At 70.9% G+C, this 20,141-nt stretch carries 19 protein-coding genes and 1 tRNA gene; 11 read left to right on the top strand and 9 right to left on the bottom strand.

Annotated elements, in window-relative coordinates:
- Positions 1-96: 96 nt before the first annotated feature.
- On the bottom strand, positions 97-696 hold the full coding sequence (locus BLQ63_RS16075) for a helix-turn-helix domain-containing protein (protein ID WP_091037274.1): 600 nt from the start codon (positions 694-696) through the stop codon (positions 97-99).
- Between the two features lie 101 nt (positions 697-797).
- On the opposite strand from BLQ63_RS16075, the gene BLQ63_RS16070 reads away from it, so the two are divergent.
- Positions 798-1,568 carry a TSUP family transporter gene (locus tag BLQ63_RS16070; protein WP_091037606.1) on the top strand — a complete coding sequence of 257 codons (771 nt, stop codon included), beginning with the start codon at positions 798-800 and terminating at the stop codon, positions 1,566-1,568.
- 3 nt (positions 1,569-1,571) lie between these two features.
- On the opposite strand, the gene BLQ63_RS16065 is transcribed toward BLQ63_RS16070, so the two are convergent.
- Positions 1,572-2,669 (bottom strand): calcium:cation antiporter, encoded by a 1,098-nt coding sequence (locus BLQ63_RS16065; RefSeq protein ID WP_091037270.1) that lies wholly within the window; start codon positions 2,667-2,669, stop codon positions 1,572-1,574.
- Between the two features lie 150 nt (positions 2,670-2,819).
- Here BLQ63_RS16065 and BLQ63_RS16060 point away from each other — a divergent pair, with 150 nt between their 5' ends.
- Positions 2,820-4,211, top strand: a complete 1,392-nt coding sequence (locus BLQ63_RS16060) for an aldehyde dehydrogenase family protein (RefSeq protein WP_091037269.1) — start codon at positions 2,820-2,822, stop codon at positions 4,209-4,211.
- Between the two features lie 4 nt (positions 4,212-4,215).
- On the opposite strand, the gene BLQ63_RS16055 is transcribed toward BLQ63_RS16060, so the two are convergent.
- The gene (locus tag BLQ63_RS16055) at positions 4,216-4,689 is read right to left on the bottom strand and encodes a MarR family winged helix-turn-helix transcriptional regulator (protein WP_091037268.1); all 474 of its coding nucleotides are present in this window, start codon (positions 4,687-4,689) and stop codon (positions 4,216-4,218) included.
- Positions 4,690-4,784: 95 nt separating this feature from the next.
- On the opposite strand from BLQ63_RS16055, the gene BLQ63_RS16050 reads away from it, so the two are divergent.
- The 3 genes from BLQ63_RS16050 to BLQ63_RS16040 all read left to right on the top strand — a co-directional run bounded on the left by BLQ63_RS16050 (position 4,785) and on the right by BLQ63_RS16040 (position 7,617).
- Positions 4,785-5,219 (top strand): nuclear transport factor 2 family protein, encoded by a 435-nt coding sequence (locus tag BLQ63_RS16050; protein WP_091037267.1) that lies wholly within the window; start codon positions 4,785-4,787, stop codon positions 5,217-5,219.
- 11 nt (positions 5,220-5,230) lie between these two features.
- Positions 5,231-6,097, top strand: a complete 867-nt coding sequence (locus tag BLQ63_RS16045) for a haloalkane dehalogenase (protein ID WP_177154967.1) — start codon at positions 5,231-5,233, stop codon at positions 6,095-6,097.
- A 323-nt stretch (positions 6,098-6,420) separates the two neighbouring features.
- Positions 6,421-7,617: a sulfotransferase family protein gene (locus BLQ63_RS16040; protein WP_091037263.1), complete on the top strand. Its 1,197-nt coding sequence runs from the start codon at positions 6,421-6,423 to the stop codon at positions 7,615-7,617.
- Positions 7,618-7,711: 94 nt separating this feature from the next.
- Here the strand turns inward: BLQ63_RS16040 and BLQ63_RS16035 are convergent, their stop codons facing one another.
- Positions 7,712-9,721: a serine/threonine protein kinase gene (locus BLQ63_RS16035; RefSeq protein WP_091037259.1), complete on the bottom strand. Its 2,010-nt coding sequence runs from the start codon at positions 9,719-9,721 to the stop codon at positions 7,712-7,714.
- Between the two features lie 380 nt (positions 9,722-10,101).
- Here BLQ63_RS16035 and BLQ63_RS16030 point away from each other — a divergent pair, with 380 nt between their 5' ends.
- From BLQ63_RS16030 to BLQ63_RS16020, 3 genes are all read left to right on the top strand, one after another.
- The gene (locus BLQ63_RS16030) at positions 10,102-10,914 is read left to right on the top strand and encodes a SigB/SigF/SigG family RNA polymerase sigma factor (protein ID WP_091037256.1); all 813 of its coding nucleotides are present in this window, start codon (positions 10,102-10,104) and stop codon (positions 10,912-10,914) included.
- Positions 10,915-11,007: 93 nt separating this feature from the next.
- Positions 11,008-11,433: a low affinity iron permease family protein gene (locus tag BLQ63_RS16025; RefSeq protein ID WP_218125299.1), complete on the top strand. Its 426-nt coding sequence runs from the start codon at positions 11,008-11,010 to the stop codon at positions 11,431-11,433.
- A gap of 235 nt (positions 11,434-11,668) precedes the next feature.
- Positions 11,669-12,370 (top strand): hypothetical protein, encoded by a 702-nt coding sequence (locus tag BLQ63_RS16020; RefSeq protein ID WP_143014941.1) that lies wholly within the window; start codon positions 11,669-11,671, stop codon positions 12,368-12,370.
- Between the two features lie 206 nt (positions 12,371-12,576).
- On the opposite strand, the gene BLQ63_RS16015 is transcribed toward BLQ63_RS16020, so the two are convergent.
- Positions 12,577-13,191 carry a hypothetical protein gene (locus BLQ63_RS16015; protein WP_091037241.1) on the bottom strand — a complete coding sequence of 205 codons (615 nt, stop codon included), beginning with the start codon at positions 13,189-13,191 and terminating at the stop codon, positions 12,577-12,579.
- A gap of 223 nt (positions 13,192-13,414) precedes the next feature.
- Between BLQ63_RS16015 and BLQ63_RS16010 the strand changes: the two genes are divergently transcribed.
- Positions 13,415-13,939 (top strand): NlpC/P60 family protein, encoded by a 525-nt coding sequence (locus BLQ63_RS16010; RefSeq protein WP_091037237.1) that lies wholly within the window; start codon positions 13,415-13,417, stop codon positions 13,937-13,939.
- A gap of 182 nt (positions 13,940-14,121) precedes the next feature.
- On the opposite strand, the gene BLQ63_RS16005 is transcribed toward BLQ63_RS16010, so the two are convergent.
- Positions 14,122-14,195: transfer RNA gene (locus BLQ63_RS16005), tRNA-Phe, on the bottom strand.
- Between the two features lie 239 nt (positions 14,196-14,434).
- On the opposite strand from BLQ63_RS16005, the gene BLQ63_RS16000 reads away from it, so the two are divergent.
- Complete coding sequence (locus BLQ63_RS16000) at positions 14,435-15,682, top strand: glycoside hydrolase family 27 protein (protein WP_218125298.1); 1,248 nt, start codon at positions 14,435-14,437, stop codon at positions 15,680-15,682.
- Between the two features lie 128 nt (positions 15,683-15,810).
- Here the strand turns inward: BLQ63_RS16000 and BLQ63_RS15995 are convergent, their stop codons facing one another.
- Positions 15,811-16,224 carry a VOC family protein gene (locus tag BLQ63_RS15995; protein WP_091037232.1) on the bottom strand — a complete coding sequence of 138 codons (414 nt, stop codon included), beginning with the start codon at positions 16,222-16,224 and terminating at the stop codon, positions 15,811-15,813.
- Between the two features lie 81 nt (positions 16,225-16,305).
- On the opposite strand from BLQ63_RS15995, the gene BLQ63_RS15990 reads away from it, so the two are divergent.
- The gene (locus BLQ63_RS15990; protein WP_091037230.1) at positions 16,306-17,055 is read left to right on the top strand and encodes a TetR/AcrR family transcriptional regulator C-terminal domain-containing protein; all 750 of its coding nucleotides are present in this window, start codon (positions 16,306-16,308) and stop codon (positions 17,053-17,055) included.
- A gap of 75 nt (positions 17,056-17,130) precedes the next feature.
- On the opposite strand, the gene BLQ63_RS15985 is transcribed toward BLQ63_RS15990, so the two are convergent.
- On the bottom strand, positions 17,131-19,005 hold the full coding sequence (locus BLQ63_RS15985; protein ID WP_091037228.1) for a YhgE/Pip family protein: 1,875 nt from the start codon (positions 19,003-19,005) through the stop codon (positions 17,131-17,133).
- Positions 19,005-20,123 (bottom strand): ATP-binding cassette domain-containing protein, encoded by a 1,119-nt coding sequence (locus BLQ63_RS15980; RefSeq protein WP_091037225.1) that lies wholly within the window; start codon positions 20,121-20,123, stop codon positions 19,005-19,007. Before BLQ63_RS15980 ends, BLQ63_RS15985 begins: the two co-directional genes overlap by 1 nt.
- Positions 20,124-20,141 lie beyond the last annotated feature (18 nt).

Below are 20,141 nucleotides of genomic sequence, written 5' to 3'. Positions count from 1 at the left end.
GATCGCCCGGCCGGGATTCGAAGGGCTTCCCGGCCGGGCGCGAAACGGCACCGGCCCCCTGCTCCATGCGGGGGGCCGGTGCCGTCGTCGGTGCGCCTACTCGTCCAGTTCGCGTCCGCATTCGCCGCACTCCGGCGGCTTCTGGCGCGGCACCTCCACGAACTCCTCGGCCACGATCCACAGCTTCCAGCGGTCCTCGCCCTCGCGCAGCACCGTGATCGAGGTGATGTCGTCGCGGCTGGGCCGCTCGAGTCCCCACGCGATGTCCAAGGGCTCCTTGTGCTTCGCGAGCTTCACCTCGCGGCCCTTGAGGTAGTAGCCGGCCCGCGAATACACCAGCTGCACCTGCTCGCCGTGCTCCTTGGGCACCGGCTCGCGGCTGCGCCCGTTGAGGAACGCGTGGTACTCGGTGTGGAGCTGGCGGGCGATCTGCTGCAGCGGCACCGACGAATAGGCCTTGACCCACCGGTTCGCGGGCAGGTTCTTCCACTTGGTCAACCGCGCCGAGATGTCCGCGTACGAGATCTTCTCCGCCTTCGCGCGCCATTCGCGCTGGAAGACCGACAACGACCAGTTGTAAACGGCCCGAACCGCTTCGAGGGTCTCCTCCAGGTTCCGCCGCTGCTGCTCATCAGGGTCGAACGTATACTCGTAGCCGCGTTTCACCAAGTGGGTCATAGGCTTCGTCAAGTCCATGACCTGTTGATATCAGATGATTACGCACCGACACGTGTTCCTCACCTCATCGGCGTGTCGACTGGCCGTGCGGCAAGTAATTTGGCCTGGTGCCCTTCGACATCGACCCAGGCCTGTTCGCCCTGCTCATCGCCGCGGCACTCTTCGCAGGCTGGGTCGACGCGGTCGTCGGCGGCGGCGGCCTGATCCAGCTTCCCGCGCTGCTGGTGGCCTTTCCCACAGCGCCCCCGGCACTGATGCTGGGCACCAACAAGATGGCCTCGGTCTTCGGCACCGCCACCTCGGCGATCACCTACGCCCGCAAGATCAAACTCGACCACCGGCTGCTGTGGCCCACCGTCGGCCTCGCCCTGGTCGGCTCCGGCGGCGGGGCCGTGGCCGCGCTCGCGGTCTCCGCGAGCGCCTTGAAGCCCATCATCATCGCGGTGCTCCTGGCCGTCCTCGTCCTGGTCGTCGCCAAGCCCCAGCTCGGGCTCGAGCCGCAGCCGAGGCTGCGGACCCCGGTGCGCGGCGCCGCCGTCATGCTCGTGTGCGGCGTCGCCATCGCCTTCTACGACGGCATGATCGGCCCCGGCACCGGCATCTTCCTCTCCGTCGCCTTCACCACGATCATCGGCCTCGACTACGTCGTGGCCGCCGCCCACACCAAGGTCGTCAACGCCGCCACCAACTTCGGGGCCCTCGTCGTGTTCGGCATCCAGGGCAACATCTGGTGGCTCCTGGGCCTGACGCTGGGCCTGTGCTGCATGGCGGGCGCGTGGTTCGGCGCCCGCACCGCCATGGCCCGGGGCACCCGGTTCGTGCGCGTCGTCCTGGTCGTCGTCGTGCTCGCGCTCCTGGCCCGCCTCAGCTGGGACGTCTGGGGCGCCTGAGCCCTACGGGTTGATCGCCAGGAACAGGTAGGCCGCCAGCAGCGCCAGGTGGACGCCGCCCTGGAGGCGCGTCGCCCGGCCCGGGACCACCGTCAGGACGCTCACCACGATGGTGAGGCCCAGCAGCACGATCTGGGTCGGGCCCAGACCCAGCAGCAGCGGCCCGTCCATGAAGAACGACGCGATCGCGATCGCCGGGATCGTCAGGCCGATCGAGGCCATCGCCGAGCCGTAGCCCAGGTTGATGCTCGTCTGCACCCGCCCGCGCGAAGCCGCCCGGACCGCCGCGATCGACTCGGGCAGCAGCACCAGCAGCGCGATCGCCACGCCCACGGACGAGGCGGGGAAGCCCGCCGCGTCCACGCCCGCCTTGATCGCCGGGGACTCGACCTTCGCCAGGCCCACCACGCCCACCAGGGCGACCATGAGCATCGCGACGCTCAGCAGCGCGGTCCTGCCGCTCGGCGGGTCCGCGTGCTCCTCCTCCTTCACCACTCCGGTGGAGGTCACCGGCAGGAAGAAGTCGCGGTGGCGGCCGGTCTGCGTGAACACGAACAGGCCGTACAGCACGATCGACGCCAGCGCCGCGAACACCAGCTGCGAGGTCGAGAACTCCGGGCCCGCCGTGCTCGTGGTGAAGGTGGGCAGGACCAGGCCGAGGGTGGCGAGGGTGGCGACGGTGGCGAGGGCCGCGCCCGAGCCTTCGGGGTTGAAGTGGGTGAAGCCGAACTTGAGGGCGCCCACGAGGAGGGCGATGCCGATGATGCCGTTGGTGGTGATCATGACGGCGGCGAACACGGTGTCGCGGGCGAGGGTCTCGGCATCGTGGCCGCCGGAGGCCATCACGGTGAGGATCAGGGCGACTTCGATGACGGTGACGGCCACGGCGAGGACGAGGGAGCCGTAGGGTTCGCCGACGCGGTGGGCGACGACTTCGGCGTGGTGGACGGCGGCGAGGACGGTCGCGACGAGGGCTGCGGCGGCGATCGTCACGAGCGCCGGGCCCGAGTCGCGACCCCAGGTCACGGCGAGGACGAGGATCCCCACGATCGGTGCGATGACGGTCCAGGACAACAGCGGGGATCGTTTCGCGACTTTCATGTTCGACATCGTGTCACGGGGTGGTCGCATTGTCTCCGGGACCACACCCGCGCCATGTGCCATGACACACCTGTACTGTCCCTTATGTCTTGTTCGGATTCGCGGTCGGCTATGCCGCCGGGCGGGGCCCGAACTCGCTAGAGTCATTGCATGGCAAGCGTGAACGACTCCCCTCCCGTCTCCGAGACCGTCGCCCGCCTGCGGGCCCAATTCGACACGGGCCGGACCAAGCCGCTGCCGTGGCGCCTCGAGCAGCTCAAGGGCCTCGACCGGATGCTCAGGGAGGCCGGCGAGGAGCTGGCCGACGCACTGCGCGCGGACCTGGGCAAGGCCGCGCCGGAGTCGTTCCTGGCCGAGATCGACTTCGTCGCCGCCGAGGTGCGGGCGCTGCGCAAGCACCTGCGGTCGTGGATGCGGCCCAGGCGGGTCTACACGCCGCCGCACCTCCAGCCGGCGAAGGCGTACACGCTGCGCGAGCCCCTCGGGGTGGTCACGGTGATCGGGCCGTTCAACTATCCGGTGCAGCTGCTGCTCGCGCCGCTGGCGGGGGCGCTGGCCTGCGGGAACGCGGTGGTCGTGAAGCCGAGCGAGGCCGCGGGCGCGACCAGTGCGGTGCTGGGCCGCCTCATCGGGGAGTACCTGGACCCGGAGGCGGTGGCGGTCGTGCAGGGCGGGCCGGACGAGACGGCGGCGCTCCTGGCCGAGCGGGTCGACCACATCTTCTTCACGGGGTCGCCGCGGGTGGGGCGGATCGTCGCGAAGGCGGCGGCCGCGCACCTGACGCCGACCACGCTGGAGCTGGGCGGGAAGAGCCCGGCGATCGTGGAGCCGGGCGCGGACCTGGCGACGGCGGCGCGGCGCATCGCGTGGGGCAAGTTCATGAACGCCGGGCAGACGTGCATCGCCCCCGACTACGTGCTCGCGGTCGGCGACACGGGCCCGGAGCTGGAGCGGCACCTGGCCGAGGCGATCCGGGAGATGTACGGGCACGCGCCGGCGGAGAGCCCGGACTTCGGGCGGATCATCGACGCCTCCTCGTTCGACCGGCTCGCGCGGTTCCTCGACGAGGGCCGGCTGGTCTGCGGGGGCGGGTACAACCGCGAGGAGCGCTACATCGCGCCGACGGTGATCGCCGACGTCTCGGCGCACGACGCGGTGATGGGCGAGGAGGTCTTCGGGCCGGTCCTGCCGATCCTGGCGGTCGCGTCGCTGGACGAGGCGATCGCGTTCGTCAACGCGAGGGAGAAGCCCCTCGCGCTGTACGCGTTCACGAACTCCGAGGGGTCGCGGCGCCGGCTGCTGACGCGGACCTCGTCGGGGGCGGTGGGCTTCAACGTGCCGATGGCCCACATCGACGTGCCCGGACTGCCGTTCGGCGGGGTCGGGAACTCCGGCCTCGGCTCCTACCACGGGAAGGCGTCGATCGAGGCGTTCAGCCATGTGAAGTCGGTGCTGGACAAGCCGCTCGCGCCGGACACGCTGCGGGTGGTCTACCCGCCGTTCACGGCGCTGAAGGAGCAGGTGCTGCGGCGCCTGCGCTGACCGCCTAGCCCGCCGCGAGGTGGGCGTTGATGCGGCCGAGCAGGGCGAACAGCTGCTCGCGCTCGTCGGGGCTCAGCGGCGCCATGATGCGGTCGTTGACGCCGGCGAGGATGCGGTCGAACTCGTCCAGTCGGCGGGCGCCCGAGTCGGTCATCGTGATGACGTTGCGGCGCTTGTCGTCCGGGTCCGGGGCGCGCTCGATCCAGCGGCCGTCGGCGAGTTCGTTGAGGACCGCGACGAGGTCGGAGCGGTAGACGCGGGTGCGGTCCGACAGCTGCGCCTGGCTGGCGGGGCCGAACTCGGCGAGGGCGGCGAGCACCACGAAGTGGTCCTTGCGGGCGCCGACCGCTTCGAAGGCCTCGTTCGCGATCCGGCGCATCTGCGCGCCGGTCATGCCCATGAGGCGCGAGATCTGGCGCTTGAGCCGTTCGGGCGTCTGCCCGCCGTTGTCGAACCGCAGCTCCGGGTGGGATTCCATGGGGAGAGCCTACCCCATTTGCGTTAGTGACACTAACGATGTAGTTTCATTAGTGCAACTAACGTTAGTGAATCTAACGAGCAAGGGAGCCTTTCATGACCACCACCGAAGCCCTCGTCCGCCGCCTCGCCGACCGCGCCGAGCTCGAAGACCTCGTCGCCCGCCACACCCTGTGGGTCGACCAGGCCCGCTGGGACGAGACCGCGCTGATCTTCACCGGGGACGTCGCCGTCACGTCCCCGCGCGGCGAGGCCCGCGGGATCGAGGCCCTGGTCGGCCTGGTCACCGGCAGCCAGAGCGCCTACGAGGCCACGCTGCACACCAAGGCCAACCTCGTCATCGACCTCGACGGCGACACCGCGTCGGTGCGGGCCAACGACATCGCGATCTTCGCCATCAGCGGCGAAGAGGAGGCCGTGGCCGCCGGAGTCCACCGCTACACGGCGCGGCGCACCCCGGCCGGGTGGCGCTTCGACAGCCTCGAGGTCGTCCCGTTCGCCCTCACCGAATCCATCGCCCGAGCCCTCTGAAAGGCATGCGCATGAACACCATCGACCTCCTCGACTCCCACATGTCCTACCGCGACGAAGGCGCGGGAGCGTCCACCGTCGTACTGCTGCACGGCAACCCGACCTCCTCCCACATCTGGAGGAACGTCGTCCCCCGCCTCACCGGCGCCTCGCGCGTGATCGCGCCCGACCTCATCGGCATGGGCGACTCCGGCAAGCCCGACATCGAGTTCGCCTTCGCCGACCACGCCGCCTACCTGGAGGCGCTGCTCGACGCGCTCGGCGTCGAGGACCCGGTCCTGGTCGGCTACGACTGGGGCGGCTCGCTCGCCCTCGACTGGGCTGCAAGGCATCCGGGCCGCACGAAGGGCGTGGTCGTCATGGAGACGTTCCTGCGGCCGATGACGTGGGCCGAGTACCCCGCCGGAGCGGTCGAGTTCTTCCGGACCCTGCGGACCCCCGGCGCGGGCGAGCGGATGGCCCTAGAGGAGAACTGGTTCATCGAGAACGCGGTGCGCGCCACCAACGGCGGCATCTCCGACGAGGACCTGGCCGTCTACCGCAAGCCCTACCCGGACCCGGCCTCGCGCAGGCCGCTCCTGGCCTGGCCCCGGCAGATCCCGCTCGCCGAGGAGGGCGGCCCGTTCGAGCCGGCCGCCGTGGCCGAGCGCTTCGACGCGTACGTCGACTGGATGCGGACGACCCCGCAGGTCCCGAAGGTGCTCCTCACCGCGAGCCCCTACGGGCTCGGGTCGCCCGCGATGGTCCGGTGGGCCGAGGACCACATCCCGGCATTGCAGGTGGCGGACATCGGCGAGGAGGTCGGCCACCACGCCCCCGAGGACGCGCCGGGCCCGATCGCCGAGGCCGTGCTGGGACTGCTCGACCGGCTCGCCTGACGGCGCGCGGCGGACACGAGAAAGGCCCTGACCGGCGGTGACGCCGGCCAGGGCCAATACCCCTCGAAGACAAGCTTGGCATGAGCGTATCAAACCACTTGCGCGCGCTATGGGCGGGCGGGTGCACACTGATTGCGAACGCTCCCAACGGAAACAGTCACTACTGGAACCACCATCAGTCCATTGGGGATTCGAGTGCCGTACCAGTCCGTTTCGGGATGGTGCGGACTGGTCTGTACAGCAACCGTCCCTGTCGGATATATTGTGCCTCTCAGCAGTGACAAGACCGTCCTTTAAGGACTTCATGCCGTGAGGACGTCTTCATGCGACGTATGGTGCTCAATGCCGCACTGGGCCGGGCCGCGAAGGACCGCCGCGACCCCGGGCGGGCACTGGCCCTGTGGCGGGAGAGGGCCGCGGTGGTCGCCGCCGCGGCCGACACCGAGCCCGACGCGGACGACGCCGCCTTCGTCGAGGACCTCGGCTTCACCCTCCAGTGCTTCGCCCGCGTACCGGAGCTGACGCCCCTGGGGTGGACCGTGCAGCTGCGCAGCGCCGAGGAGCGCCTGGCGAACCGGTTGCGCGTCAAATGGATCCACTCCCAGAACCCCCTGGTCGCGGACGAGCCGATCGAGCGGCCCGTCTTCGTCGTCGGCCTGCCGCGCACCGCCTCCAGCCTCGTCCACCGCATCCTGTCCGCCTCCGAACCGCACCGCGGCCCGCTCCTGTGGGAGCTGCAGCGCACGGGCCTCGGACGCGACGCCGCCAGCGCCGACCGCAGCAGGCGGGCCGTCGAGCGGCAGGTCGCGCGATTGACCGCGCTCGCCCCCGCCTACGACGCCATGCATCCGCTGCGGGCCGACCGGCCCGAGGAGTCGATCGCGGTCATGTGGCGCACCTACTTCCCGCTCAGCTGCGCGGTCATGCCCGACTACCGGGCCTGGCTGGAGCAGGCGGACGTCACCGCCGACTACGAGTACCTCAGGCAGGTGCTGCAGGTGCTCCAGTACGGGCGGGAGCGGCGGCGCTGGATCCTGAAGTTCCCCGGGCACGTGGCGCATCTCGACGTGATCCGGCAGGTGTTCCCGGGGGCGGTGTTCGTGTGGACGCACCGCGATCCGGTCGCGGCCGTGGGGTCGTTCTGCGCCCTGGTGGAGGCGCTCGCGGGGGTGCACTGCAGGCGGGTGGACCCGGTGGCGGTCGGGCGGCTGTGGCTGGGGGTGCTCGCGGAGTCGATCGACCGGGGCCGCAAGCTGCGGCGGGCGCTTCCGGCCGACGCGGTCGCGGACGTCAGTTCGCACCGGATCGTCGCCGATCCGCACCGCTACGCGCCCAAGCTGTTCGAGCGCCTGGGCGTGCCGTGGACGTTCGCGGACCGGATGGGCCTGGACGCGATCGCCGGCGTTCCGGACGGGGGCGTGGGTCCGCGCCGCGACCTCTCCCGGTACGGGCTGGGGACCGAGGAGGTCGAGGAGGCCTTCGGGGACTACGGGCAGGAGGTCGCGGACCTGCGCGGCTGACGGCGCCGGTCCGGCTCAGGTCGGTGCCGCCGTTCAGCGGCGCGGTCGGGTGATGCCGCCGTTCAGCGGTGCGGTCGCGATTTCGGTTGCGGCCCTATAGGTACCGCCAGCAGACGGTGTAGGTGTGGACGGCGAAGTCGGGGCTGGACCAGGTCGTCCAGCCGTCGTCGCCGCAGAAGCCGCCGGCCTCGTACTCGTCGGTGCGGCCGGTGACGTAGACGTTGGCGGAGTCGCAGTCGCTGAACCAGTAGTAGGCGCCTGCGGCGGGGTCGCCGTCCATGTACATGCAGTCGTCGAGCTCGGCGTACCCGGCGTCGTCGGGGTAGATGAACTGGAGGCACAGCACCACGTCCAGATAGGACTGGTCGGTGGTGAACTCGAAGCCGTGGTTGTAGTAGGTCGAGTCGGTGCACGCGTCCATGTCGGACTGGCCGGTGAGCCGCTCCAGGACTTCGAACGCGCCCGTCTGGCATTCGATCTGGTACCAGGGGGACACGTCGTCGTCGGGTCCGAACACGCATTCGCCGACTTCGGCGTGGTACGCGTCGCCGTAGGAGTGCTGGTAGCTCAGGCACAGCACGGTCCGGCTGGCGGAGTCCGAGACGCTGGTGGTGAGGTCGTCGGTGCCGTCGCACATCGAGAGGTCGGTGGTGTCGTAGTAGATGTCGACGACCGTGAAGGTCCCGTCGCCGCAGGTGGCGGCCTCGAGGTCGGCCTCGTCCGCGTCGCCGTAGTCGTAGAAGCAGTCGCCGACGGCGGCGTCGGCGACCGGGTCGGTCGTGGCCTCGACCGGTTCGGTGTCGTCCTCCCCGCCGGCGCCCGGGTCGGTGCCGTCGGAGTCCGAAGTGGTCGATCCGTCGGCGATGGTGGCGGGGTCGTCGTCCTCCGGCCGGTCGATGAGGAAGAGCAGCGAGGCCAGGGCGACCACGGCGATCACCGCGACGATGCCGTAGAGGACCGTGCGGTCCTGCTTGGGCCGCAGCGGGACCGGACCGGGCATGCCCGCCGGGTACTGGAAGGCGGGGCCGCCGGGGTTCGGGTGCGGCGAGCCGGGGCCGTTGGGCGCCGAGGGGCCGCCCGGGTACTGGAACGCCGGGGCGGCAGGGCCGCTCGCGTACTGGTACGCGGGTCCGCCGGGGGCCTCGGCGGCGTGGACGATGCCGGGGCCGTACATGAGCACGGTGCGGTCGGGCTGCACGCGGGTCTCCCAGCCGTGGCGCCGGGCCATGGAGGCGACTTCGACGCGCTGCATCTCGTCCAGGGCGGTGACGCCGGGCGGCCACGGCCCGGCGAGGGGTTCGCCGATGCGGGTGAGGAGTTCGGCGGCGGTGATGCGCTCGCCGGGGTCCTTGGTCATGCACGGCGCCACGAGGGAGCGCAGGCCCTCGGGGAGGGCGTCGAGTTCGGTGGTGCCGGAGACGACCTTGTTCATGATGTCGAACAGGGCTTCGGCCTCGAACGGGTTGGCGCCGGTCGCGGCGTTGATCACCGTGGTGCCCAGGGAGAACAGGTCGGTGGGCGGACCGACGGGGCGCTTGGTGATCTGCTCGGGCGACATGTGGGCGGGGGCGCCGATGAGCGCGCCCGTCTCGGTGATCGTGGTGTCGCCGCTGCCGCCGGGGACGCGGGCGATCCCGAAGTCGATGAGCCGCACGCCGTCCTCGGTGAGGATCACATTGGACGGTTTGAGGTCGCGGTGGACGACGCCGTGGGAGTGGATCTCGGCCAGCGCCGAGGCGAGGCCGTGCATGAGGCGGCGGGCGGCGGGCTCGTCGAGCGGCCCGGAGGCGGCGATGGCCTCGGCGAGGGTGGGGCCATGGAAGAACTCGGAGGCCAGCCAGGGCTCGGGGGCGTGCTCGTCGGAGGCGACGACCGTGGCCGTCCAGCGGCTGGCGGCGACCTCGCGGGAGGTGATGACCTCGCGGCGGAACCGGAAGCGGAACCGGTCGTCGTGCAGGAGGTGGGGGCGCATGACCTTGAGGGCCGCGAGCTTCCCGTCCGAGGCGGTGGCGAGCAGGACCCGCCCCATGCCGCCCTCGCCGAGTTCGGCGAGGAGGCGGTAGGGCCCGATCTCCCTGGGCTCTCCATCCCGGAGTGGTTTCATGCGACGGCTCCCGATCTCGACGAATCAACGATTCGCGACGCTAAGACCGCCCGTCACAATTTCGTCATGACGGCGCGGTCCCGATTCATCGAGTCTCGGATGCCCGTGCAACCGCTGGATACCGCCGCAAAGCACCAGGTAACAGCCGAATCAATCCGGCAAAGTTGGCATATGCCGCATGTTTAGAAAAGTCGCCGCAAGCCAGTCTGACGACAGTGTGAAGATTCCGTTATACGCTGGAGTCTCGTTGGAGACACGAGGGAGCCTGCGGGGACCGGTCGTTTCCGGACCCCCGCAGAGGCGCTGTCGTCTGCGAACTCGATCCGAAGCCGGCCAATGGGCCGGCTCGCCCAACGAGACCGCTGATAGGCGGTAGCCGCATGGCTGCACAGCACGGCAAGGCACACACCGAGAACGACGGCAAACGCGTCCGCGACGAATACGGCGCCCTCACACCGCTGTTCCACCGCCTGACGACCCTCACCGACGACGATCCCAAGCGCGCGGGCCTGCGCGACCAGCTCATCACCGGATACCTTCCGCTGGCACGCCACATCGCACAGCGCTATTCGGGCAAGGGGATCGCCAAGGAGGACCTGCTCCAGGTCGCCTCGGTCGGCCTCATCCACGCCGTCGACCGGTTCGACCCGGCCCGCGGCAGCGACTTCCTCTCCTTCGCCGTCCCCACCATGATGGGCGAGGTGCGGCGCCACTTCCGCGACACGACCTGGCCCATGCGCGTCCCGCGCCGGCTCCAGGAGCTGCGCCTGGCGATCAACCAGGCCGGGGCCGACCTGACCCAGGAGCTCGGGCGCCCGGTCACCAACGCCGACCTCGCCCGCCGCCTCGACGTCACCGAGGCCGAGATCGAGAAGGGCATGGAGGCCAGGCAGGCGTTCCGGTCCGTCTCGCTCGACGAGCCGGCGTTCCAGGACTCCGGAACAGGCGCCCTCTCCGATACGATCGGCGAGGACGACCTCGCCCTCGAACTCGTGGTCGACCACGAGGCGCTGGTGCCGCTCCTCCAGGACCTGCCCGCACGCGAGCAGCGGATCCTGGCCCTGCGGTTCTACGGCGAGAAGACCCAGGCGCAGATCGGCGAAGAGGTCGGCATCTCCCAGATGCACGTCTCCCGCCTCCTCAAGGGCACCCTCGACGACCTGCGCGAACACCTTCTGACCGCACCGCGCTGACGCGCCGGCGTCTACGCGGTTCTCCGATTCATGCGCCGCCGCGGGGGACCCCGGGGAGGTTTATCCCCGCGCCGCGGCGGGAATCTCTCCTGTATGGAATCACGAGCGCATGAGTCGGAGAGCGCGTCGGCGACCATGCCGCTGGACGTCTCCCACAAGGTCAGTCCCTTCGACCACTTCGCCACCAGGGCCTCCCAGCTTGCGGCCAGGGCGCCGTTCTTCCTGTTCTGCATCGTGCTGGTGCTGGTGTGGGCGCCGTCGGTCCTCTTCCTCCCGCTCGACACCTGGCAGCTGATCATCAACACCACCACCACGATCATCACGTTCCTGCTGGTGGCCCTGCTCCAGAACACCCAGTCGCGCAACGACGCGGCGACGCAGCACAAGCTCAACGCGGTCGCCAGCGGCCTGGCCGACCTCATGGAGCACGTGGCGAAGGACTCGGGTTCGCACGACCTGGACGAGCGCCGCAAGGAACTGCGCCGCGCGGTGGGCCTCGAACGGGACGAGAGCGCCTGACGGCTCGCCCGCACGCCGGATCGGGCAGGCGGGCCGCGAGTAGCTGTATCGGGGGGAAATCCCGCCCAAAGGCGCTGGCGGCCGTCGATTAGTATCGCCAGACTGTCGAACCCGGCCGATGGGATCAGGTCTTATAATGTCTGGTAGTCGAATCAGTGGTCAGCGCATGGTGTCGCGTGTCGGTGTCTTCCTCGACCCCGAGCGCACTGCCGCTTTGGTGCGCAGGATCCGGATCATGGGCGCCTGTCTCGGGATCGTGCTGATCGTGGGCTCCGTGGTGCTGGCGACCGCCGACGGCGGATTCGAGTGGACGAGCTATCACAGCTCCTCCGCCCGCCGCAGCGGCGGGACCGGATTGTCTTACGAGGCCACGGGTGTCATGTTCGGCCTCGCGTTCCTGATCGGCCCGCTCGGCATCGGATACGCGCTTCGATCGAACGCGGGCGATCTGCTGTACCTCAACGGCACAGAGCTGACCGTGGTGAAGCCGGGACGCCGCGCCCCCAAGGTCTTCGACCTCACCCGGGCCCGTTCGGAAGTGCGGTTGGACAAGGTGCCCGGATCGAGGCCGGGCAGCGCCGAGGCGCGTGAGAAGGTCGGCAGCTTCCGTCCGGTTCTGGTGCTGCTCTCCGAATCCGGTCAACGCGAAGCCGCCGTCGAACTCGCCGATCTGCGCGCCCGGCACATGCGGCTCTCGCACGAGACCCTGGCGCTCGAAGCCGCCATGCGGTTCGCCTCCGATCCCGCGATCCAGCACGCGGCGGGCCAGCTCCGCACGGTGCTCCGGTGGACGAGGCTCCCGGTCATCCACGATGCCTCGCCCGATGCGATTCCGGCGACCCCTGACGGTGCGGCGTCCTCGACGGTCCTGCGGACCCCGGTCTTCAGCGGTGTCGAAGGACCCGAGATCGAGGTCGTGGGACCGAGCCGAGGCTGAGCGGCGAAGGCGATTCGGGGTCGCGCCGTGGTGCGGGGCCGCGGATGCTGAGCGGCGGTCCGGAGTCGGTCCCGAGGCGCGGCAGCCGTCTTCGCCGTCGGCACCCGTGCCTCGACGGCTCCCTGATGGGTTGAGCCCGGCGATCTTCTTGCCGGACGGGGATACCCGAAGGAGCAGCGGCAGCCGCCTCGCCGGCCTCGGCCGCGTCAAATGTCCGTCCAGATCGTCTCAATGTCGAGGACGCGGTTGCGGCGGAAGGTCAGCACCCGCTCGACCGAGGCGGCCGCGCCGGCGAACACCAGGCCGATGTTCAGCCAGGCCGGCAGGTCCACGGGCGAGTCGAACGTCCCGAACCGCTCGGCGACCCGCGGGATCTCCGAGACGAACTCGACCGCCTGCGGCGCCGCCAGGACCAGGTTCACCGCCAGGGCCGCGACCGCGGCCCAGCCGATCGCCCTGCTCGCGCCCGGGTGGCGCCGCGCGAAGCGGCCCCTGAGGTCTTCGAGGGTCCCGCGCACCGGCGCGAGCCGCCTCTCGGCGCCGTCGTCGGGCACGAAGTGGACGCGGGTGACCCCGTACAGCCCCAGATCGACCTCGACGACCCCGCCGGGGACCGGCAGCCGCGCCGGGAGGTCCGCCTTCGCGACGCGCCTGCCGTCGGCGTACAGCAGTGCGACCCAGTCCTCGTTCCCGTCGGCCTCGACGGTGTACCTGACCGGATCGCCGCCCGGCCCGGGCAGGTCGATCCAGTAGAGGTACCGGTGGAAGACCTCGCGGCGGCGCAGCGGCCGCAGCCGGTCGGTCGGAGAGTCAGGCTCCATGCCCTCCATGGAAGACCATGCCGCTGCGGCACGCTCAAGGCCGAAAACGGGTGATACCCCGCACAACACCGGGCGCGGTTCGTCGACCGTGTGCCGCGAGCGCACGCCGCCGTCCCGCCGCCATCCTGCCCCCGTTCCGCCTCGACCGGGGCGCCGGTTCCACGAAGTATGGAGGTCACGCCGACCGGACCCCCCGTCCGGCCATCCCTCAGAGGAGAACCGCATGACCGAACGACCGCTGCTCTCGCGGCGCCGCCTGCTCCAGGTCGCCGCCGTGGCTCCCGCCGCCGCGATCCCCGTGCTCGCCGTAGGCAGCCCGGCGAACGCGGCGTACCGGGGCACCATCGTCCGCGACGAAGTGATGGACCGCGCCCGCAACTGGTTCACCCGCAACATCCAGTACAACGGCAACAGCCGGGCCACCGACATCGACGGCGACCACACGTACCGGCAGGACTGCTCGGGCTTCGTCTCGATGTGCTGGCACACCTCCACCCCGGGCCACAGCACCAGGAGCATCCCCGACATCGCGAACAGGATCGAGTGGAGCCAGCTCAAGCCCGGCGACGTCGTCAACTCCGCCGACAACCACTGCATGCTGTACCACATGCGAGGCGACAACGGGAAGATCTGGATCTACGATCTGGCGACGCCCGCGAGCGACATGCGGCACATCCAGGTGTCCCCCTCCTCACTGCGGGAGCAGAACTACATCCCGCGGCGGTACCGGAACATCCGCGACAACTGACCGACCACCGGCGGCGGGGCTCAACGGCTGAAGCTCGCCTCCGAACTCGACCGCGACCGGCGCGACGCATGGAGTCGGGGCCACTGTGGGGCCACAGATCGGCCGTATCCTGCCGGACGAGAAGAAACCCCGCCTACCAGTATCACTACTGGTAGGCGGGGTGTTCTCCCTGTACATCGCGGTGGCCAGGGCCGGGGTCGAACCGGCGACCTTCCACTTTTCAGGCGGACGCTCGTACCAACTGAGCTACCTGGCCAGGATGCGCTGCCTGAGCGCATCGCCGTGAACACTGTACAGCACCACCGGCCGCGGACTCCATGCGGTGTCGGCGGGGACCAGGCGTCCGCCCCCTCCCGGGCCCGCCCGGCCCCGGCGGGGCGTTCTTCGAGGCCGCGGCGGGTAAGGCCAAGGGCTGCAATCGCTTTCGAAGGGGCGGTAGTGGGCGTCGGCGGGCGCGGGTAGCGTACATGGGACTCAACCCCCGAGGAGGTTTCTGTGACCCGACTCGCCGCCACGCCACCTATGGGCTGGAATTCATGGGATGTGTTCGGGACCTCGGTGACCGAGGCCGAGACCCGCGCCAACGCCGAGTTCATCGCCGAGCACATGGCCGAACACGGCTGGGAGTACGTCGTCGTGGACATCCAGTGGTACGACCCCGCGGCCCGCTCGGGCGGTTACAACTCGAGGGCCAAGCTGGTGCTCGACGAGTACGGGATCCCCCAGCCGGCCCCGAACCGCTTCCCCTCGGCCGCCGGCGGCGCCGGGTTCAAACCGCTCGCCGACTACGTGCACTCGCTCGGCCTCAAGTTCGGCCTCCACATCCTCCGGGGCGTGCCGCGCCAGGCCGTCGCGGCCGACACCCCGATCAAGGGCAGCGAGTACTCGGCGGCCCAGATCCCCGACCGCGAGCGCCTCGCCGGGTGGATCGACGACAACTGGGGGATCGACCACTCCCACCCCGGCGGGCAGGCCTACTACGACTCGCTGGTGCGCCAGTTCGCCGACTGGGGCGTCGACTACGTCAAGGCCGACGACATGATCGCGCCCTACTGGGAGGACGAGGTCGAGGCCTTCGCCCACGCCGTCCAGCGGTCGGGCCGCGACATCGTGCTCAGCCTCTCCCCGGGCGTGCACCTCTCGACCGACCACGCCGAGCACCTCCAGGCGCACTCGCACCTGTGGCGGATCTCGGCGGACCTGTGGGACCGCTGGCGCGACATCGACGCCCAGTTCGACCTCCTGCGCGAATGGGCGCCCTACGGCGGCCCCGGCCACTGGCCGGACGCGGACATGCTCCCCTTGGGCCGCATGGGCCTGCGCGCCGAGGTCGGCGAGCCGCGCGAGAGCCTGCTGACCCCCGACGAGCAGCGGACGATGCTGACCCTGTGGTGCATCGCCCGCTCGCCCCTCATGGTCGGCGCCGACCTGCCGACCTCCAGCGGTGAAACGATCGAACTGCTCACCAACCCCGAAGTCCTCGCGGCCCAGCGCCACGACGCCGGGGCGCGCGAGGTCTGGCGGGAGGGCAAACAGGTCGCCTGGGCCTCCGAGGACGGCGCCTTCGCGGCGGTGTTCAACCGCGGCCCCGAGATCGCCGAGCTCCGGCTGCCGTGGGCGACGCTCGGCCTGACCCGGCCGGACGGCTTGCGGGACTGCTGGAACCGCTCGGACATCGTGCCGGACGATCAGCTGCGCGTGAAGCTCCAGCCGCACGGCGCGGCCTTGTTCCGCCTGTCGTAGTTCGAGCCCGGCCGGCTTTCGAGTCGCGTTCTTCCGGCGCGGGCGCACCGGCCGGTGCGCCCGCGCGCTCACCTCGCCAGGGCCCGTTCCGATTCACAGGACGGGCCCTAGGCGCACGCCCCGGTCGTTCAGGACTGGGCCGCCTGCGCGGCGGCCTCCTCGGGTGCCGTCATCCACTGGACCAGTTGGATGATCACGCCGTTCGGGTCGGCGGTCTGGAAGTAGCGCTCGCCCCACGGTTCGGTCTCGATCGGCGTGGTGATCGCGACGCCTTCGGCCCGGACGCGCTCGTACTGGGCGTCGATGTCGTCCACCACGAAGGCGAGCAGGAGGCCGTCGGCGTGGCCCTTGGCGCTCTCGGGCTTGAAGCTCGACAGGCCCGTTCTCAGGAAGACGACGCTGAAGCCGGCGTCGGGGCGCGAGACGGAGACGAAGCCGTCGGCGGCCATGTCCTCGCTGAAGCCGTAGTGGCGCTTGAGGAACTCGGCCGAGGCGGTCGGGTCGGCGACGTTGAGGGAAACGGCGGAAGCGGTGATGTGCATGTGCGGCTCCTTTTCTTCGTACGTTGTATATTGTACAACGTACGATGTACGGCGTACAAGTTCACCGGTTAGGATTTCCCCGTGAGTGCCGCCACTGAGACGCCCAAGCCGAATCTGCTCGAACTGCTCTGGAGGGCCGCGCCGGAGACCGGCCGCGGGCCCCGCAAGGGCCTGACCGTGGACGAGGTGGTCGCCGCCGCGATCGGCCTCGCCGACGCAGAAGGGCTCGACGCCGTCACCATGCGCCGGCTCGCGCAGTCGCTCGGGAAGGCGACCATGACGCTCTACACCTACGTGCCGGGGAAGACCGAACTCGTCGCGCTCATGATCGATTCGCTGTTCACGGCGATGACGATGACGCCGGTCGAGGGCCGGCCCTGGCGGGAGGGCCTGGCCGCCGTCGCCCGCGACAACTACGCGCTCTACCGGGCGCACCCCTGGGCCGCCGCCGCCTCGCCCGGCCGACCGCCGCTCGGGCCGGGCCAGTGCGCCAAGTACGAGCACGAGCTGCGGGCGCTCGAGGGCCTGGGGCTCGGCGACGTCGCGATGGACGACGCGCTCGCCTACCTGCTCGCGTTCGTGCGCACCGCCGCCCAGGACGCGGCCCAGTCCGAGGCCGAGCGCGAGGCCACCGCCATGACCGACCACGAGTGGTGGCAGGCCAACGGGCCCTTGCTCGCGAAGGTCCTCGACACCGAGCGCTTTCCGGTCGCCGTCCGGGTCGGGCAGGCGGCCGGGGAGGCCCACGACGCGGCCTACGACGCCGAGCACGCCTTCGCGTTCGGGCTGGAGCGCACGCTCGACGGCCTGGCCGCGATCATCCCCGGCTGACCGGGCGGGCGCGTCCCAGCCCCCGGAACCGGTGCGGCTCGGGCGGTGTCCGGAACCGGCGGCGCGTCGGGCCCCTCAGACCTGGAGCGGTTCGTTCAGGCTGTCCGGCCGCCACCTGCGGCGCACGGCGACGATCAACGAGGACAGCGCGAGCGCGCCGATCAGGTACGCGCCCAGGACCACCAGGGCCCGCACCACGTGCGCGGTCTCGCCGCCGCTGATCGTCACGCGCAGGGCGTCGACCACATAGGTCATCGGCAGGAGCGGGTGGAGCGCCTGGAAGAACCGCGGCGTCGTCTCCACCGGGTAGAGCCCTCCGGCGCTGGTGAGCTGGAGCATGAGGAGGACGACCAGCAGGAGGCTGCCCGCGGTGCCGAACGCGAGCTTGAACAGGTGGGCCATCGCCGAGAACGTGAGGATGACGAGGATCGAGAGGCCGACGGTGTCGAGCGAGTCCTTCGGGTGGAGGCCGAGGCCGAGTTCGACCGCGAAGTAGAGGACGAGCGCGGAGATCACGCCGAGGAACGCGCCGGGGAGCCAGCCGCCGATCGCGATCGGGACCGAGCGCAGGGGCCCGGCCAGCGCCCGGCTGTTGACCGTACGCAGTACGAGGTAGGCCATGAGTCCGAAGACCCACAGGGCGATCGCGATGAAGAACGGGGCGAGGCCGCGCCCGTAGGTCTCGGCGGGGTTGAGGTTGTCCTCGGCGACGGCGACGGGGCTGCCGTAGGCCTCGGCGTTGTCGGCGTCCTCGGCCGGGTTGGTGCTGGGCACGGATTCGGCGGCGGAGGCGAGCGAGGAGGCGAGGGTCTCGGCGCCGTCGTGGAGTTCGGTGAGGCCGCTCGCGAGGTCGCCCGCGCCGGTCTGGGCGGTGGCGGCGGCGTCGGCCACCTGGGAGGCGCCGGTGGCGACGTCGGCGGCGCCGGTCTGGAGGTCGGTGAGGTCGCTGGAGGCCTGGTCGAGCGTGTCGGTGGAGGTGCTCTGGATGGTGTCGTCGGCCGACTGGATGTCGCTGTTGACCTGGTCGGCGTCGTCGATGTAGGTCTGGAGCCGCGCGCAGGCGTCCGCGTCGGCGTCGGGGTCGCCGGTGCAGAGGGTGCCGTAGACGGTGTCGAGGTCGGTGTCGGCCCGGTCGGCGAGGTCGGCGGCCGAGGAGGCGCCGGTCTGGATCCGGGTCCAGTTGTCGGCGAGGGTCTGGACCACGGGCTGGGCGACGTCGACGGCCTGGTCGACGCCGTCGCTGACCTGGTTCGCGCCGTCGGCGACCTGCTGCGCGCCGGCGGTGAGGTCCCCGAGTCCGGATTGGAGGTCGTCCGCGCCGGTCTGGGCGGTGCCGATGCCGTCGGCGAGGTCGCTCGCGCCGGAGGAGGCGTCGGTGAGGCCGGTGTGGAGTTCGGTGAGGTCGCCGAAGATGGTGGTGGCGAAGGTGACGTAGACGGCGGTGTTGATCTGGTTGCGCAGTTCGGCTTCGACGGTGGAGGCCATGACGCCGGCGACGTAGCCGTTGGCGTCGTTGAGGTCGAATTCGACGGTGGCCTGTTCGGGGTCGGTGCCCGAGAGGCTGGCGAGGCGGGTCGAGAAGTCTTCGGGGACGGTGATGACCATGTAGTAGTCGCCGTCTTCGAGGCCTTGGCGGGCGGTGTCGGCGGAGACGAACCGCCAGTCGAAGATGGGGTCTTCCTCGAGCTGGTCGACGAGTTGGTCGCCGCCGTTGATGGCGGTGGTCTCGCCGTCGGTCTCGACGCTCGCGCCGGTGTCCTCGTTGACGACGGCGACGGGCATCCGGTCGAGTTCGCCGTAGGGGTCCCAGGCGAACCAGAGGTAGAGCCCGCCGTAGACGAGCGGGATGAGGACGATGGCGACGAGCGCGGCGGTGCGGATCGGGTGGCCGCGGAAGCGCCGCAGTTCGGCGGCGGCAAGCCTGAAGGGGCTCAGCATGAACGGGCTCATCACTGGTGGCCTCCGTTTCGATCGGCCTCGTGGCGGTGCCGGCGGGGCGGGGCGTGGTCGCCGCGGCGGTGTGCGGGGGCCGCGGACGCGTGCTGGCCGCGCAGGTCGACGACGGCGTCGGCGGGCGGGTCGGATCGGGTGCAGGCGGCCAGGACGAGCTGCCCGGCGTCGGCGACGGTGCGCAGGGCTTCGAAGACGCGTTCGGCGCCGCAGGTGTCGAGGCCGCTGTCGGCGTCGTCGACGGCGATGGCGGGGGTGCGGCAGGCGGCGGCGCAGGCGACGGCGAAGCGGATCTGGTCGATGCGCGGCAGGAAGCCGAAGGTGTCGCCGGTGTCGACGCCGACGGCGAGGCGGTCGAGCCAGGCGTTGATGTTGGCGCGGGTGGCGGCGCCCTTGGAGACGGCGATCGTCTCCTTGATGCAGGAGGCGACGGTGTGGTACGGGTCGAAGCGGATCGGGGGCCCGGCCTGGGCGATGGTGAAGCGGCGGCGGATCTGGCCGGGCCTGGTCTGGCCGTCGACTTCGAGTTCGCCGCTCTGGAAGGCGAAGCGGCCGGTGAGGGCGAGGAGGAGCGAGGAGCGGCCGTCGCCGCCGTCGCCGCAGATGGCGACGACCTGGCCGAGGCCGGCGGTGAGGGTGACGCCGGTGAAGATCGGGCCCTGGCGGCCGCGGGAGGAGAGGCCGCGGGCCTGGAGGAACGGGGTGCCGTTGGCGTGTTCGAGGAGGGCGGTGTGCTCGGCTTCGCTGAGGGGGACCGGGACGGGGGCCGCGGCGGCGCCGTCGGCGGCCGGGAGGATCCGGGTGCTCGCGTCCCCGGCGCCGGTCGGCTCCGCGGGGTCGACGGGATCGACGGGATCGACGGCCGCATCGCCGGGGGTCTCGACCCAGGCGGGGGCCTCCAGGGCGGGGACTTCCGGCGTCGGCGATTCCGGGGCGAGGGCGTCCGAGGCGGGCGTCGCCGCGCCAGGGAGCTCCGAGGCGGGGGTCGGTGCGGCGTTGTGGCCCAGGGCATCGTGATCCGGGACGCCGTTCTCGGCGCGCTTCGGCGGGGCCGCCTCGGCGCCGTCGCCTCCGGACACTTCGGGCACTGGACCGCCGTCGTCGCTCCTGTCGCTCATGGGGACCATCCTCACAGG

Origin of the sequence: Glycomyces harbinensis (genome assembly GCF_900101745.1) — a bacterium.
GTDB classification, from domain to species: domain Bacteria; phylum Actinomycetota; class Actinomycetes; order Mycobacteriales; family Micromonosporaceae; genus Glycomyces; species Glycomyces harbinensis.
Note: the sequence above shows the minus strand (reverse complement) of the source record. Positions and strands in the feature narration are given on the sequence as shown.

Excerpts from the sequence above, each read along its gene's own strand:
- BLQ63_RS16075 (WP_091037274.1), bottom strand. The coding sequence starts at position 696 with ATGGACTTGACGAAGCCTATGACCCACTTGGTGAAACGCGGCTACGAG.
- BLQ63_RS16065 (WP_091037270.1), bottom strand. The coding sequence starts at position 2,669 with ATGAAAGTCGCGAAACGATCCCCGCTGTTGTCCTGGACCGTCATCGCA.
- BLQ63_RS16060 (WP_091037269.1), top strand. The coding sequence starts at position 2,820 with ATGGCAAGCGTGAACGACTCCCCTCCCGTCTCCGAGACCGTCGCCCGC.
- BLQ63_RS16055 (WP_091037268.1), bottom strand. The coding sequence starts at position 4,689 with ATGGAATCCCACCCGGAGCTGCGGTTCGACAACGGCGGGCAGACGCCC.
- BLQ63_RS16050 (WP_091037267.1), top strand. The coding sequence starts at position 4,785 with ATGACCACCACCGAAGCCCTCGTCCGCCGCCTCGCCGACCGCGCCGAG.
- BLQ63_RS16045 (WP_177154967.1), top strand. The coding sequence starts at position 5,231 with ATGAACACCATCGACCTCCTCGACTCCCACATGTCCTACCGCGACGAA.
- BLQ63_RS16040 (WP_091037263.1), top strand. The coding sequence starts at position 6,421 with ATGCGACGTATGGTGCTCAATGCCGCACTGGGCCGGGCCGCGAAGGAC.
- BLQ63_RS16035 (WP_091037259.1), bottom strand. The coding sequence starts at position 9,721 with ATGAAACCACTCCGGGATGGAGAGCCCAGGGAGATCGGGCCCTACCGC.
- BLQ63_RS16030 (WP_091037256.1), top strand. The coding sequence starts at position 10,102 with ATGGCTGCACAGCACGGCAAGGCACACACCGAGAACGACGGCAAACGC.
- BLQ63_RS16025 (WP_218125299.1), top strand. The coding sequence starts at position 11,008 with ATGGAATCACGAGCGCATGAGTCGGAGAGCGCGTCGGCGACCATGCCG.
- BLQ63_RS16020 (WP_143014941.1), top strand. The coding sequence starts at position 11,669 with ATGGGCGCCTGTCTCGGGATCGTGCTGATCGTGGGCTCCGTGGTGCTG.
- BLQ63_RS16015 (WP_091037241.1), bottom strand. The coding sequence starts at position 13,191 with ATGGAGCCTGACTCTCCGACCGACCGGCTGCGGCCGCTGCGCCGCCGC.
- BLQ63_RS16010 (WP_091037237.1), top strand. The coding sequence starts at position 13,415 with ATGACCGAACGACCGCTGCTCTCGCGGCGCCGCCTGCTCCAGGTCGCC.
- BLQ63_RS15995 (WP_091037232.1), bottom strand. The coding sequence starts at position 16,224 with ATGCACATCACCGCTTCCGCCGTTTCCCTCAACGTCGCCGACCCGACC.
- BLQ63_RS15985 (WP_091037228.1), bottom strand. The coding sequence starts at position 19,005 with ATGAGCCCGTTCATGCTGAGCCCCTTCAGGCTTGCCGCCGCCGAACTG.
- BLQ63_RS15980 (WP_091037225.1), bottom strand. The coding sequence starts at position 20,123 with ATGAGCGACAGGAGCGACGACGGCGGTCCAGTGCCCGAAGTGTCCGGA.